This is a genomic window from Pseudonocardia sp., from assembly GCF_050246655.1.
Lineage (GTDB): Bacteria > Actinomycetota > Actinomycetes > Mycobacteriales > Pseudonocardiaceae > Pseudonocardia.
Genome location: NZ_JBFWVQ010000139.1, coordinates 1 through 13,095, shown reverse-complemented (window position 1 = coordinate 13,095; position 13,095 = coordinate 1). Strand labels below are relative to the sequence as shown.

General features: G+C 73.9%; 12 protein-coding genes. 7 read left to right on the top strand and 5 right to left on the bottom strand.

The window, feature by feature from the left end; translation table 11 throughout:
• The first annotated feature begins 88 nt into the window (after nucleotides 1-88).
• Together AB7J25_RS27210 and glnA are read left to right on the top strand one after the other, a co-directional pair.
• A complete protein-coding gene (locus AB7J25_RS27210) occupies nucleotides 89-1,666 on the top strand; it encodes an alpha/beta hydrolase (RefSeq protein WP_428513595.1) in 1,578 nt (525 codons plus the stop codon).
• Nucleotides 1,667-1,721: 55 nt separating this feature from the next.
• Nucleotides 1,722-3,065 carry a type I glutamate--ammonia ligase gene (gene glnA, locus AB7J25_RS27205; RefSeq protein ID WP_428513593.1) on the top strand — a complete coding sequence of 448 codons (1,344 nt, stop codon included), beginning with the start codon at nucleotides 1,722-1,724 and terminating at the stop codon, nucleotides 3,063-3,065.
• Between the two features lie 26 nt (nucleotides 3,066-3,091).
• Here glnA and AB7J25_RS27200 read toward each other — a convergent pair whose 3' ends face one another.
• Nucleotides 3,092-3,667 carry a hypothetical protein gene (locus tag AB7J25_RS27200; protein ID WP_428513591.1) on the bottom strand — a complete coding sequence of 192 codons (576 nt, stop codon included), beginning with the start codon at nucleotides 3,665-3,667 and terminating at the stop codon, nucleotides 3,092-3,094.
• Between the two features lie 59 nt (nucleotides 3,668-3,726).
• On the opposite strand from AB7J25_RS27200, the gene AB7J25_RS27195 reads away from it, so the two are divergent.
• Nucleotides 3,727-4,563 (top strand): GNAT family N-acetyltransferase, encoded by an 837-nt coding sequence (locus AB7J25_RS27195; RefSeq protein WP_428513589.1) that lies wholly within the window; start codon nucleotides 3,727-3,729, stop codon nucleotides 4,561-4,563.
• A 97-nt stretch (nucleotides 4,564-4,660) separates the two neighbouring features.
• Here the strand turns inward: AB7J25_RS27195 and AB7J25_RS27190 are convergent, their stop codons facing one another.
• The 4 genes from AB7J25_RS27190 to AB7J25_RS27175 all read right to left on the bottom strand — a co-directional run bounded on the left by AB7J25_RS27190 (nucleotide 4,661) and on the right by AB7J25_RS27175 (nucleotide 8,512).
• The gene (locus AB7J25_RS27190) at nucleotides 4,661-5,620 is read right to left on the bottom strand and encodes a DNA polymerase domain-containing protein (RefSeq protein WP_428513587.1); all 960 of its coding nucleotides are present in this window, start codon (nucleotides 5,618-5,620) and stop codon (nucleotides 4,661-4,663) included.
• A 106-nt stretch (nucleotides 5,621-5,726) separates the two neighbouring features.
• Nucleotides 5,727-6,167, bottom strand: a complete 441-nt coding sequence (locus tag AB7J25_RS27185) for a WhiB family transcriptional regulator (protein WP_428513585.1) — start codon at nucleotides 6,165-6,167, stop codon at nucleotides 5,727-5,729.
• A 104-nt stretch (nucleotides 6,168-6,271) separates the two neighbouring features.
• Entirely contained in the window at nucleotides 6,272-7,459 is a 1,188-nt protein-coding gene (dinB, locus tag AB7J25_RS27180) for a DNA polymerase IV (RefSeq protein ID WP_428513583.1), read from the bottom strand.
• Nucleotides 7,460-7,489: 30 nt separating this feature from the next.
• Entirely contained in the window at nucleotides 7,490-8,512 is a 1,023-nt protein-coding gene (locus AB7J25_RS27175) for an NYN domain-containing protein (protein WP_428513581.1), read from the bottom strand.
• Between the two features lie 42 nt (nucleotides 8,513-8,554).
• On the opposite strand from AB7J25_RS27175, the gene AB7J25_RS27170 reads away from it, so the two are divergent.
• The 4 genes from AB7J25_RS27170 to AB7J25_RS27155 all read left to right on the top strand — a co-directional run.
• On the top strand, nucleotides 8,555-9,097 hold the full coding sequence (locus AB7J25_RS27170) for a DUF4334 domain-containing protein (protein WP_428513579.1): 543 nt from the start codon (nucleotides 8,555-8,557) through the stop codon (nucleotides 9,095-9,097).
• A gap of 89 nt (nucleotides 9,098-9,186) precedes the next feature.
• Nucleotides 9,187-9,744: an N-acetyltransferase family protein gene (locus tag AB7J25_RS27165; RefSeq protein WP_428513577.1), complete on the top strand. Its 558-nt coding sequence runs from the start codon at nucleotides 9,187-9,189 to the stop codon at nucleotides 9,742-9,744.
• An 11-nt stretch (nucleotides 9,745-9,755) separates the two neighbouring features.
• Nucleotides 9,756-10,193, top strand: coding sequence for a hypothetical protein (locus AB7J25_RS27160; RefSeq protein ID WP_428513576.1), 438 nt, complete (start codon nucleotides 9,756-9,758; stop codon nucleotides 10,191-10,193).
• On the top strand, nucleotides 10,190-13,095 hold a 2,906-nt coding region (locus AB7J25_RS27155; protein WP_428513574.1), incomplete at its 3' end, for a DHA2 family efflux MFS transporter permease subunit. The genes AB7J25_RS27160 and AB7J25_RS27155, both read left to right, overlap by 4 nt.

Sequence of the window (13,095 nt, the reverse complement as noted above, 5' to 3'; positions counted from 1 at the left end):
ACTCGTACTCGTGAGCGGGTGAGGGCGGTCACCCCGGCAGGTGACCGCCCTCACCGCCACCCCACGTGCCGCTGGCATGCTGGCCCGCGTGCCTCCCCGCCGCAGGACCCTGCAGGCCGCCACCGTCATCACGGCCGTGCTCGCGATCCTGCTCACCGGCTGCTCGTCGCTGTTCCCGGGCCTGCCTGGGGTGCCTGCCCCGGCGGACGGCGACGCCGACCTCGCGCCGTACTACAGCCAGAAGCTCGCCTGGGGGCCGTGCGAGGGGTTCGCCTCGGACCCGGCCGACGCGTTCTCGTTCGCCGATCCGCGCTACGACTGCGCGCGGCTGGACGTCCCGCTGAACTACGCCGAGCCGGACGGGCGCCGCGCGCAGCTCGCCGTGCTGCGGCAGAAGGCGACGGGCGACAGGATCGGCTCGCTCGTGATCAACCCGGGTGGCCCGGGAGCGTCCGGCACCAGCGCGGTGGTGAACATCGTCGGCCCCGGTGCGGGCAGCGGCCCGCTGGCGCAGCGCTTCGACATCGTCGGGTTCGACCCGCGCGGCGTCGGCGCGAGCACGCCGACGATCGACTGCCTCACCGACGCCGAGTGGGAGGTCGAGCGCGCGGACCTCGACCTCGACCCGTCCCCCGCCGGGATCGACGCCGCGGAGCAGGAGAGCAAGGACTTCGTGCAGCGGTGCATCGAGCGCTCCGGCGGGGTGGACGTCCTCGCGAACGTGGGCACCCGCGACGCCGCCCGCGACATGGACGTCCTGCGCGCCGCACTCGGCGACGACAAGCTCACCTACCTCGGCTACTCCTACGGCACCTCGCTCGGCTCGACCTACGCCGAGCAGTTCCCCGACAAGGTCCGCGCGCTCGTCCTGGACGGCGCCCTGGACCCGACGATGAAGTCCGCCGACCAGCTCGTCGCCCAGAACAAGGGCTTCCAGCAGGCGTTCGACGCCTACGCCGCGGACTGCGCCCGCCGCCCGTCCTGCCCGCTGGGCACCGACCCGTCCCGCTCGACGCAGCGCTTCCAGCAGCTCGTCCGGCCGCTGATCGAGAAGCCGATCCCCGCAGGTCAGGGGCGCGAGCTCAGCTACCCGGACGCGATGACGGGCGTCACCCAGGCGCTGTACCTCTCCGACGCGTGGCCGATCCTCACCCTGGGCCTGGCCGGCGTCGCCCGCGGCGACGGCACCCTGCTCATGCGTCTCGCGGACGCCTACTACGACCGCAGCCCCGACGGCGTCTACCAGAACAAGCTGGAGGCGTTCCAGGTCATCAACTGCATGGACGACGAGCGGATCACCGACCGGGCCGAGATCGAGGACATCGTGCGCCGCGTGGTCGAGGTGGCCCCGTTCCGCGACGACGGCGAGCCCGTCGTCCCGGCGCTGGGGCCGTGCGCCTTCTGGCCGGTGCCGCCGACGATGCAGCCGCACGTCCCGGACGTGACGGGCCTCCCACGCACGCTGGTGATCTCGGTCACCGGCGACCCCGCCACCCCGTACCAGGCGGGGGTCGACCTGGCCAAGGCCATGGGAGGCACGCTCCTCACGGTCACCGGCAACCAGCACACCGCGGCGTTGCGTGGCAACGACTGCGTGGACGGAATCGTCACCTCCTACCTGGTGGATCTCGCCCTCCCGGCGGGCGACGCGGCGTGCCGGCTCTAGGGCGAGATCACCCCGGAAACATGCCTGTAACGCGACGTTCCTAGGCTCGGCACCCATGGACCGCCAGCAGGAGTTCGTGCTCCGCACGCTCGAGGAACGCGACATCCGCTTCGTGCGGCTCTGGTTCACCGACGTCCTCGGGTATCTGAAGTCGGTCGCGGTCGCACCGGCGGAGCTCGAAGGTGCCTTCGCGGAAGGCATCGGGTTCGACGGCTCGGCGATCGAGGGCTTCGCGCGCGTCTACGAGTCGGACATGGTGGCGCGCCCCGATCCGTCGACGTTCCAGGTCCTGCCGTGGGAGAACGGCGCAGGGGAGCACTACTCGGCCCGGATGTTCTGCGACATCGCCATGCCGGACGGCTCGCCGTCGTGGGCCGATCCCCGCCACGTCCTGCGCCGGATGCTCTCGCGGGCGGCCGAGAGCGGCTTCACCTGCTATGTCCATCCGGAGATCGAGTTCTACCTGCTCAGGAACCTGCCCGGGGACGGCAGCCCGCCCGAGGCGGCGGACTCCGGCGGCTACTTCGACCAGTCCAGCCACGATGCCGCCCCCCACTTCCGGCGCAACGCCATCGAGACGCTCGAGTCGATGGGGATCTCCGTCGAGTTCTCCCACCACGAGGGAGGTCCCGGCCAGCAGGAGATCGACCTGCGCTACGCGGACGCGCTCACGATGGCGGACAACATCATGACGTTCCGCTACGTCGTGAAGGAGGTCGCGATCACGCAGGGCGTGCGGGCCTCGTTCATGCCCAAGCCGTTCTCCGCCCACCCGGGCTCGGCGATGCACACCCACTTCTCGCTGTTCGAGGGCGACCGCAACGCCTTCCACGACCCGGACGATCCCTACGAGCTCTCCGAGACCGGCAAGGCGTTCGTGGCGGGGGTCCTGCGGCACGCCCGCGAGATCACCGCGGTGACCAACCAGTGGGTCAACTCCTACAAGCGGCTCATCACCGGTGGTGAGGCGCCCACCGCGGTCTGCTGGGGGCACGCCAACCGCTCCGCGCTCGTGCGGGTGCCCATGTACTCCCCGGGCAAGTCCTCCACGCGCCGGGTCGAGATCCGCACGCTCGACACCGCCTGCAACCCCTACCTCGCGTACGCCGTGATCCTCGGCGCGGGTCTCACGGGCATCGCGAAGGGCTACGAGCTGAGCGCGCCCACGGAGGACGACGTCTGGTCGCTCACCGAGACCGAGCGCCGCGCCATGGGCTACGAGTCGCTGCCGCAGAACCTCACCGAGGCGCTCGCGGCGATGGAGCACTCGGAGCTCGTCGCGGAGATCCTCGGCGAGCACGTGTTCGACTTCTTCCTGCGCAACAAGCGGGCGGAGTGGGAGGCGTACCGCCGCAACGTGACCCCGTACGAGCTGGCGACGTACCTGCCGGTGCTGTAGGGCACCTGCCTGCGGGTCGCGGTGGCTCAGCGGCCCTCGCGGACCCGCTCGGCGAGGAAGTCCACCCCGGCGCGCAGCGCGGCAGCGGCGTCGGTCGTCGACCGGTCGAGCGCGCGGACCTCCTCGTCGTGGATCGCCGTGCGGCGGACGCCGTCGCGGATCGTGGCGGCGGCGTCGCACAGCCGGCGCGTCCAGTCCCGGGCCTCGGGCAGCGCGTCGGTGACGCGGCGGGCGTCCGGGTCGCGGGCGAGCGCGTCGAGGTGGGTGTCGAGGGCGGCGGCGAGCCGGCCCAGTTCGCGGTGCTGGTCGGTGAGGACGGCCGAGACGAGCGCGTGGTCGGTGCCTGCCATGACCCGGTCGGTCTCGGCGACGGACGCGCGCAGCGTGCCGCGCAGTTCGGCGGCCTCGCGGGCCGGGCCCGTCGCGACCGCGGCGCGCGCACGGTCCAGCAGGTGGGCGTTGCGCGCCGCGATCCGCTTCACCGCGTGCGTGACCTTGACGACCACCACGAGCGCCACGACGAGCACCACCAGCAGCGCGACGCCGACGGCGGCGAGGAAGACGGGGTCGGTCAGCAGCCGGTACAGCAGCTCGTCGCTCACTCCACCAGGGTAGAGAAATCGGCTGGCCGGGCCGCGGGCCGGCGCTCACCCTTGGCGCCGTGAGGATCAGGCTCCACGACGACATCGCGGCCTTCGTCCGGCTCGCGGGCCCGCTCTACGACGCCGACCCGGTGCGCCACACCATGGCGATCACCGTGCTCGACGGCGTGCGCGACGGCCGGAAGGCCCCCGCGCTGATGGTCACCGCGCACCGCGGCAGCACCGTCGTCGGGGCCGCGTTCCGGGTCGAGGGCCGCGGAGTGATCGTGTCGGGGCTGCCCGCGGTGTGCGCGGCGGACGTCGACGCCGTCGCCGCCACGGTCGACCCGGCGCCGTGGGGCGTGACCGGTCCGGTCGCGCAGGCCCACGCCTACGCCTCGGCAGTGGCGGCGCGCACCGGTGGGCGGGTCGAGGTGGCGATGCGTCAGCGGCTGTTCCGGCTGGTGGTGCTGCAGTGCCCGTCCGGGGTGCCGGGATCGGCGCGGCAGGCGGTCGCCGACGACGTCGAGCTCCTCGCCCGCTGGCAGGAGGACTTCATGCGGGAGGCGCTGCCGACCCTGCCCACGCCGGACGACCCGCGGCCGGGCCTGCGGGACGTGCTCGCCCGCGGCGGCGGAATCCAGCTGTGGGAGGTCGACGGGGAACCGGTGGCCTACGCCGCGGCGCGCACCCCGATCGCGGCGATGTCACGGGTCGGGCCCGTCTACACGCCGTCCGCGCACCGAGGCCACGGCTACGGCACCGCCGTCACGGCTGCGGCCACGGCGTGGGCGCTCGACGCCGGTGCCCGTGACGTCGTCCTGTTCACCGACCTGTCGAACCCGGTGAGCAACGCGATCTACCCGCGGATCGGGTACCGGGCCGTCGAGGACATGGTGGAGCTGGCGTTCGGCTGACGTGAGGTGATCACCGTCGGCGTGACATGACGTGCGCCCGTGCACGTCATGTCACCGAACCGGTGATCACCGTTCGGTGGTTCGGCCGAGCCGGGGGTCACTCCCGCCGGGCGCGGGCGCGCCGCTTGCCCTCGTGCATCGCCTGTACGCGGGCGATCGGGATCGTGTGCCCCTCGTCGACGAGGTCGGCGGGCAGCGCCTGCGGTTCGGGCAGCTGCGCCCGCCACGGATCGGTGTCGCCGAGCAGCGGCGGCGCCGTGCGAACCGTGAAGTCGGCGGGGGAGACGTCCTCGAGGTCGTCCCAGCCGACCGGGAACGACACCGGCACGCCGGGGCGGACGCGCGGGCTGTAGACGGCCACGACGGTCGCGCCGCCGGAGCGCGTCGAGTCGAGGAACACCTTGCCCCCGCGGTCCTCGCGGATGAACGCCGTCGTGGCGAGCGCCGGGTCGATCCGCTCGGCGCGGGCGGCGAGGGCTCGGGTCGCGGCCGCCGCGTCCTCGATCGCGGTGGACTCCACCACCGGCACGATGACGTGCAGCCCCTTGGCGCCGCTGGTCTTCACCGCACCCGTGAGCCCGCAGTCCGCGAGCGCCTGCCGGACGAGCCGCGCCGCGGCGACGACGTGGCCGAAGGCGTCGCCCGCAGGCGGGTCGAGGTCGAGCACGAGGTGGGTGACGTGGTGGTGTTCCCCGCGCAGCAGGGCCGGGTGGTACTCCACGGCGCGCTGGTTTGCGAACCACAGCAGCGTCCGCCGGTCGTCGCAGAGCGCGTAGCGGACCTCGCGACGCGACGCCTCGGCCCACACCGTCACGGTGCGGATCCAGTCCGGGGTGTACTTCGGCACGTTCTTCTGCATGAACGGCTCCTGTCCCGGGCGGACCCGGATCACGGACAGCGGCCGGTCGGCCAGCTCGGGAACGATCCGGTCGGCGACGGCGTCGAGGTAGTCCACGAGGTCGCGCTTCGTGGCGTCGGCCCCGTCGAACAGGGGCTGGTCGAGACTCGTCAGGCGGACGCCGTCCCGCTCCTCTGCGGTGTCGTCGCGGCGGCTCATCGGCCCAGCCTGGCACGGTCCGGCGGCTGCCGCCGACGGACGGGAGCACCGCGCCCGTCGGAGCGGCCCGGCGCGCGCCCCGTACGGGCATGGGACGCTCGCGCCGTCACGAACCCGTGCTGCTCGCTGCGTCCTGCGCGCCGCAGGTCGGGGCGGTGCTCTCGGCGGCCCTGTTCTCGGCGGCCCTGTTCTCGACGGCACTGCTCTCGACGACACTGCACCCGGCGGCAGAAGCGTCGCCATCGCGCGACGCCGCCGCGTCCGCGAGCGCCGCGTAGTACGCCTGCCGCGCCGACTGCAGCAGCTCCGTCCACGACGCCACCTGCGGCCGCTGCTTGAGCAGGGCGCGGCGCTGACGCTCGGTCATGCCGCCCCAGACGCCGATGTCGATCTGGTGGTCGAGCGCGTGGGCGAGGCATTCGGTGCGGACCGGGCATGCCGTGCAGAACTGCCGGGCCTCGCGCTGGACGCGGCCGCGCGTGAACAGCGTGTCGGCATCGGCGACGCGGCAGCGGGCGGCGATGCGCCAGTTCCAGGTCTCGGTCATCTCGTCCCCCTCGGTGCGGTGATCTCGCTTCGAGGGGAAGTCTCGGATCGGGCGACCGATCCCGGCAGAGCGCAAAACTACTCAACTTCGACGCGTGACGGCGGTCAGTCCGGCAGGAGCGGCACCTCGAATCCCTGGTCGCGGCCCAGCAGCGCGGCCCGGGTGACGGCGCTCGAGCCGAAGCGTTCACGGACGCGATCGAGCGCGGTGTCGACGCTCACCGGGTGCAGCTCGTCGAACAGGGTGAGCTGGACGGACGCGTCGTCGTCCAGGTTGCCGACAGCGACACCCAGCAGGGTGAGGCCGCGGCGCTCGATCTCGGGCCGGACGGTCGCGAGCAGCGTGCGGGCCGCGCCGAGCACCGTGCCGGTGTGGGCGGTGGCGGCGCCGAGGGTGTGGGAACGGGTGATGCGGGAGAAGTCGTCGAAGCGCAACCGCAGCACGACGGTGCGGCCGACGCGGTGCGCGGCGCGCATGCGGCGGGTGACGCGGTCCACGAGCCCGGTGAGGACGGCGTCGACCATCTCCGGCGACTTCGGGCGCCTGCCGAGCGCGCGCTGGGAACCGATCGAGCCGCGCCGACGCCCGACCTGCACGCGCCGCGCGTCGTGGTTGTGGGCCAGCGCGAACAGGTGCCGACCGGCGGCGCGCCCGAGCAACGACACGAGCGTGGACTGCCCGAGCTGCGCCACGTCGCCGACCGTCCGGATGCCCCAGCCGTGCAGCTTGGCCGCCGTGACCTCCCCGACGCCCCACAACATCTCGACGGGCAACGGGTGCAGGAACTCGAGCTCCCCGTCCCCGGGAACGACGAGCAGGCCGTCCGGTTTCGCGACCCGGCTCGCCACCTTCGCCAGGAACTTCGTGCGCGCGACACCGACGGTGATCGGCAGCCCGACCTCGTCCAGGACCCGGGCTCGCAGCCGCGCGGCGATGGTGGCGGGCGAGCCCGCGAGCCGGCGCAGGCCTCCGACGTCCAGGAACGCCTCGTCGATGGACAGGCCCTCCACCAGCGGCGTCGTGTCCCGGAAGACCGCGAACACCGCCCGGCTGGCCTCGGTGTAGGCCGAGAACCGCGGGGGCACGACCACGGCGTGCGGGCACAGCGCGCGCGCCTGCGACCCGGGCATCGGGGTGCGCACCCCGAACGCCTTCGCCTCGTAGGACGCGGCGAGCACCACCCCGGCACCGACGATCACCGGCAGGCCCCGCAGCGCGGGCGTGTCGCGCTGCTCGACCGACGCGTAGAACGAGTCGAGGTCGGCATGCAGGATCGCGGGGTCGGCGGACACGAACAGATGTTCGCACGACATGCCGACGATTCAGGCGGTTCCGTGCAGCATGTAGTCGCCCGCCGCCTCGTCCCAGTCCATCTCGACGAGCCCGCGGGCCCGCGCCGCCTTCGCGAACGCGAGGAAGCTCGAGAACCCGAACCGCTTCTCGCTGAACCCGGGGATGCGCCGCCGCAGCTGGTCCTTCATCCCGTTCAGCGGGCGTGGCGACCCGGCGTCCGCGACGAGGCGGGCGAACTCGCGGAACGCCTCGTCGTCCGCGGAGCCGTGCTCGGGGAACCCCACCTCGGGATCGCCCTGGGCCGAACCCTGCCGCAGGTCGATCACGCGCTGGTCGGCGAGGTTGCGCAGCAGCTCACCGAAGCCGCGGAAGCCGAGCTCGGCCTCGTCGAAGGTGGGGTCCTTGCGCAGGATCGCGCGCTTGAGCCGGGACGCGAGGACGGGGCCGTCCGCGTGCCGCTGCAGCCCGGCGAGCGTGCGGGTGACGAGCCGGCCGGGATCGGTCTCGGCCTCGGGTTCCGGCGCCGGGGAGGCGGGCGTGGCGGTCGCGGCGAGAGAGCGCTTCGGCCGCGGCTCCACGCCGGGCAGCCGGTCGTAGAAGAGGAACTCGTCGCACGCGGGCGGCAGCAGCGCCGAGGTCGAGGACTGGACGCCGATCCCGATCACGCGTTTGTCCAGCTCGCGCAGCTTGTGGACCAGCGGCGTGAAGTCCGAGTCGCCGGTGCCGATCGCGAACGTCGTGATGAAGCCGCGCGCGAACGCGAGCTCGACGGCGTCCACGGCCATCTTGATGTCCGCGGCGTTCTTGCGGGAGCCGCCGATGCGTTGCGGGATCTCGATCAGCTCCACCTGCGCACGGGCGAGCGCCCGCCGGTCCTCGTCGAAGGCCGACCAGTCCGCGTACGCGCGGCGCGCGACCACCCGACCGCGCTCGGCCAGCGCGTCCGCCACCGGGGTGAAGTCGAACGGTGCGACGCCCAGGCCGTCGCGGGCGCCGATGGCGAGGTTCTCGTAGTCGAGGAACAGCGCGATGCGTTCGTCGTCGGTGGTCACTCTGGCGATCCTTCCACTGCCCGACGTGCCACCATCGCGGCCATGACGACGTTCGCGCAGGCTCTCGCCGCAGGCCGCGTCACCCTCGACGAGGCCCTCGACCTCTACGACGGCCTGGATGCCGTCCCCGTCGAGTTCATGATCGGTACCTGGGCGGGCTCGGAGTTCCCCACCGGCCACCGGATGGACGGCCTGCTGACGGCCACCGGCTGGTACGGCAAGCGGTTCACCGACGCCGAGACCGTCCACCCGCTGCTGTTCCACACCCCGGACCGGCGCGCCGCCTTCCCCGTCGACCCGGCGTTCGCCCCCGTCGGGCTGCCGCTGCCCGCGAACCGCTCCTACCACCGGCTGATCACCGCGATCCGCCCGGTCATCGGCACGCGCAAGCCGACGGCCCGGCTGCGGATGACGGGGTACCGCGGCGTCGTCAGCGCCACGATGATCTACGACGCGAAGCCGATCCTCGACGTCTTCCGCCGGGTCGACGACACCACCGTCCTCGGCGCCATGGACCTGCGCGGGGACTCTCGGCCGTACTTCTTCGTCCTGCGCCGCGACGACGGGTTCCGCGTGCTCGTCTGAACGAGCCTGAACGATTCGCCTCCCCGCCGCGTGAAGTGGACGGACCTGCCGCCGAGACCTGGCGCGGGCCGGACCTTCAGGGGGAGGACATGGAGACGACGGTGGCACGGCGGCGGCGCAGGGCGGCCGCGGTGCGGACACGGCCGCTGCGCCGCGACGACCCCGCGGTCGACGCGGTCTTCGCGGGCCTCTCGGAGCGCAGCCGCTACCTGCGCTTCCACGCGCCCGCGCCCCGGCTGACGGCCGCCGTCCGCCGCCACCTCCACGACGTGGACGGCCGCCACCACGCCGGTCTGGTCGCCGAGGTGCGCGGTGTCCTGGGTACCCGCGCGGTCGGGATCAGCCGGATCATCGGCGGGGCGGGGGATCGGGCCGAGCTCGCCGTCGCCGTCGTCGACGCGTGGCAGGGCCGCGGCGTCGGTCGCATGCTGCTCACCGATCTCGCCGTGCTCGCCCGCGATCTCGGCCACCGCGAGCTCCACGGCGACGTGCTGGCGGAGAACACCGGCGTCGTCACGCTGCTGCGGTCGGTCTTCCCGGGGACCCGGCACACCCGCGACGGCGGTGTCGTGCACGTGCGCTGCCCGTTGACCGACTCCGTCGAGATCACCCACGAGGACCTGCTCGCCGATCTCCTGGCGTGCTGAGGAGCCCTGCGATGCCTGCTTCGACGCCCACCCGGCGCTCGCCGATGATGACCGTGGTCGCGACCGTCGCGCTCGCGATGGTGCTGTTCCTGGTGAACCGTGCCGGGGAGCCGCCTGCGGCCGCCCCGGCAGCCGCCCCGGTCGTCGTCGCACCCCCGATCGCCGTGTCCTATGCGGGTACGACCGACGACGGCCGGGTCGCGGTGTCGGTCATCGTGACCGGTGACCGGGCCGAGGGCCACGTCGCGGGCCGCGGTGGGCGACAGGGCGTCCCGCTCGCCGCCTTCCTGGAGGGCTCCGCGCGTGGCGGCACGGTCGTGCTCGGGCCGCGCGACGGGGTGCGGATCGACGCCACCGTGGACGGCGGGCGCCTGCGCGGCACCGTCTGGACCGGCAGCGGCCCGGGCCGCCCGTTCGTCGCCGTCGCCGAGGGGGGTGCGTCGCGATGACCGACAAGCGACGTGTCCGCGTCGTCCTCGTCGGGCTCATGCTCGGCGTGTCGCTCGCCGCCCTCGATCTCACCGTCGTCGCCACCGCCGTCCGCACCATCGCCGACGATCTCGGCGGCGCGGACCTGCAGGCCTTCGCGACGACCACCTACCTCATCGCGAGCGCGATCAGCACGCCGCTGTACGGCAAGCTCTCCGATGTCCACGGGCGCAAGCCGCTGTTCGTCGTCGCGATCTCGGTGTTCGTGATCGGGTCGCTGCTGTGCGCGATCGCCACGTCCATGTACCAGCTCGCCGCCTACCGGGCGATCCAGGGCATCGGTGCGGGCGGGTTGTTCTCGCTGTCGCTGACGATCATCGCCGACCTCGTCCCGGCCCGCGAGCGGGCCCGCTACGTGGGCCACCTCATCACCGTGTACGGGGCGTTCGGCGTGCTCGGACCGCTGGTCGGGGGCCTGCTCGCCGGGACGGACGAGATCCTCGGGATCACCGGCTGGCGCTGGGTGTTCCTCATCAACGTGCCGGTCGGCCTCGTCGCGCTCGCGGTCGTCGCCGTCGGGCTGCGGACGCCGAGGCAGCGCGCACGGGCCCGCGTCGACTGGTCCGGCGCCGCGATGCTCTCCCTCGGGCTCGTGCCGCTGCTCGTGGTCGCCGACGAGGGCCGCAAGTGGGGCTGGAACTCCTACGAGGCATGGCTGTGCTACCTCGTCGGGGTCGCCGGGATCGCCGGGTTCGTGCTCATCGAGCGCGCGAGGGGGGACGACGCCCTGCTACCGCTGGAGCACTTCCGGGTGCCCAACTTCCGGCTCGGCGCGATCGCGAGCGTCGCCGTCGGCTTCGGGATGTTCGGGGTCATCACCGCGCTGCCGCTGTACCTGCAGGTCGTCGGTGGCGCCTCGCCCGCGGAGGCGGGTGTGCTGATGATGCCGCTGGTCGTCGGGATCCTCGCGACGTCGCTCGTGTCGGGAAAGGTCATCGAGCGCACGGGCCGCTACCGGGTGTGGCCGATCTTCGGATCGGTGCTGATGATCGTCGGACTGCTGTGGCTGTCCGTGATCACCGACGAGACGTCGTTCGCGACGACCGCCGTGTTCATGTTCGCCTTCGGTGTCGGCCTCGGCGGCAACCTGCAGCCGCTCACCCTCGCGATGCAGAACGCCGTCGCCGCCCGCGACTCCGGGGTCGCCACGGCGGCGGCCACGTTCTTCCGCTCGCTGGGCGGCAGCGCCGGGGCCGCGGTCTTCCTCACGATCCTGTTCAGCATCGTGGCCGACCGGATCGCCTCGGCGTTCCGCGAGGCGGCCGCGACGCCGGAGTTCCAGGCCGTCGCAGGCGACCCCGCGGTGCTCGCGGACCCGGTGAACCGTTCCGTCGTCGAGGGGCTCCGCAGCGGCGACGTCGGGACGGCGCTGCTCGAGGACTCGAGCTTCCTCGACCGGCTCCACCCGGTGCTCGCCGAGCCGTTCCTGCGCGGGTTCGCCGACGCCACCGGCGTCGTGTTCCTTGCGGGGGGTGTCGTGCTCGTCGTCGCGCTGGCGGCGGCGCTCGCGATGGAGGACGCGCTCGTGCCGGCCGGGCAGGGGGCCGGCGCGGACGCGGCGGACGCGGGGCCGGTGCGGGTGGGCACCCTCGTCGCCGCGGTGCCGATCGGGTCAGCGGTGGCGGCGGGGTCGTCGCAGGGGTCGCGGGTGCTGCCGGGGTCGTCGGGGTCGCCGGTGTTCCGGTCGGTGCCGCCGTCCCGGCCCGCGCCCGGCGCGATCCCGCCCCCGGCCGGTGCGCGTGCTCGGGTCACGAGCGTGGCGCCCGTGTCGGGCGGGATGCCGGTGTCGCCGCGTGCGCCCGCGCCGCCTGCCGTCACCCGATCGAGCGGCGGACCGGGCCGTTCTGCACGCGAGATTTCCACCAGCGGGGATTCGGGCGCTCCGTACCCCGCTGAGCGCAACCTCGGGCGCGTCGCCGGGCCGGACGGCCGGCCGGTGATCGTCCCGGCCGATGCGGAGGGTGGCGGATCCACCGGCATCCCGACGGACGGGGTGCCGCTGCCGGAACGGCCCACCGGACCCGTCGACCTCGACGGGGTGCGCCCCGTGCCGCCGGTGGACCCCGGCCCGCGGGGTGAGCCATCCGGATCCGAGCGGTCGGACGACCCCGCTGCTGAGCCGGCCGCACCGGCCGAGCCGGCCGCACCGGCCGAGCCGGTCGCGCCGGTCGCACCGGCCGCACCGGCCGCACCGGCCGCAACCACGGCCGAACCGGCCGTCCCCGCGGCCGAGCCGGCGGAACCCACGGCCGAGCCGGCCGTCCCCGCCACCCCGGGCGGCCTGCTCGCCGAGCTGCCCGGCAGCGTCCGCCGCCTGCTCGTCCGCGCCGCGCGGCCCGGGTTCGTCCACGCCGGGATGACGCTCTTCCGCCAGGGCGACCGCGGCGACACGGCCTACCTCGTGCGGTCCGGCCGCATCGAGGTGTTCGCCGACGGTGCGCTGGTGCGTGCCTTCACCGCGGGTGACGTGTTCGGGGAGCTGGCGCTGCTCGGCGACGGCGTCCGCACGGCGACAGCCGTGGCGCGGCGCGACAGCGAGCTCCTCGGCCTGCACCGTGCGGACTTCGACCGCCTCCTCGCGACGGAGCCGGCGTTCGCCCGCGCGATGGTGGAGCGGCTCGCGGCGCGGGTCCCCGGCCCGGACCCGGCGGCGGCCCCGCCGACCCCGCCGGTGGTGGCGCTGGTGCCGGCTACGGAAGGGGTGCCCGCGGCGGCCGTCCGCGAACTCGCCACCTACCTCGCCTTCCACCTGCGCCGGGGCGGGCGCGTCGCCCGACTCGACGCCGACGGCGACCCGAGCCGGTGGGCCGCGCGGCTGGCCGAGGCGGAGGCCCGCCACGACCGCGTGCTGCTCGTCGCGTC

Bases quoted from the DNA above. Each gene is read 5' to 3' on its own strand.
- glnA (WP_428513593.1), top strand. From the start codon at position 1,722: ATGGACCGCCAGCAGGAGTTCGTGCTCCGCACGCTCGAGGAACGCGAC.
- AB7J25_RS27190 (WP_428513587.1), bottom strand. From the start codon at position 5,620: ATGAGCCGCCGCGACGACACCGCAGAGGAGCGGGACGGCGTCCGCCTG.
- AB7J25_RS27185 (WP_428513585.1), bottom strand. From the start codon at position 6,167: ATGACCGAGACCTGGAACTGGCGCATCGCCGCCCGCTGCCGCGTCGCC.
- AB7J25_RS27170 (WP_428513579.1), top strand. From the start codon at position 8,555: ATGACGACGTTCGCGCAGGCTCTCGCCGCAGGCCGCGTCACCCTCGAC.
- AB7J25_RS27165 (WP_428513577.1), top strand. From the start codon at position 9,187: ATGGAGACGACGGTGGCACGGCGGCGGCGCAGGGCGGCCGCGGTGCGG.
- AB7J25_RS27160 (WP_428513576.1), top strand. From the start codon at position 9,756: ATGCCTGCTTCGACGCCCACCCGGCGCTCGCCGATGATGACCGTGGTC.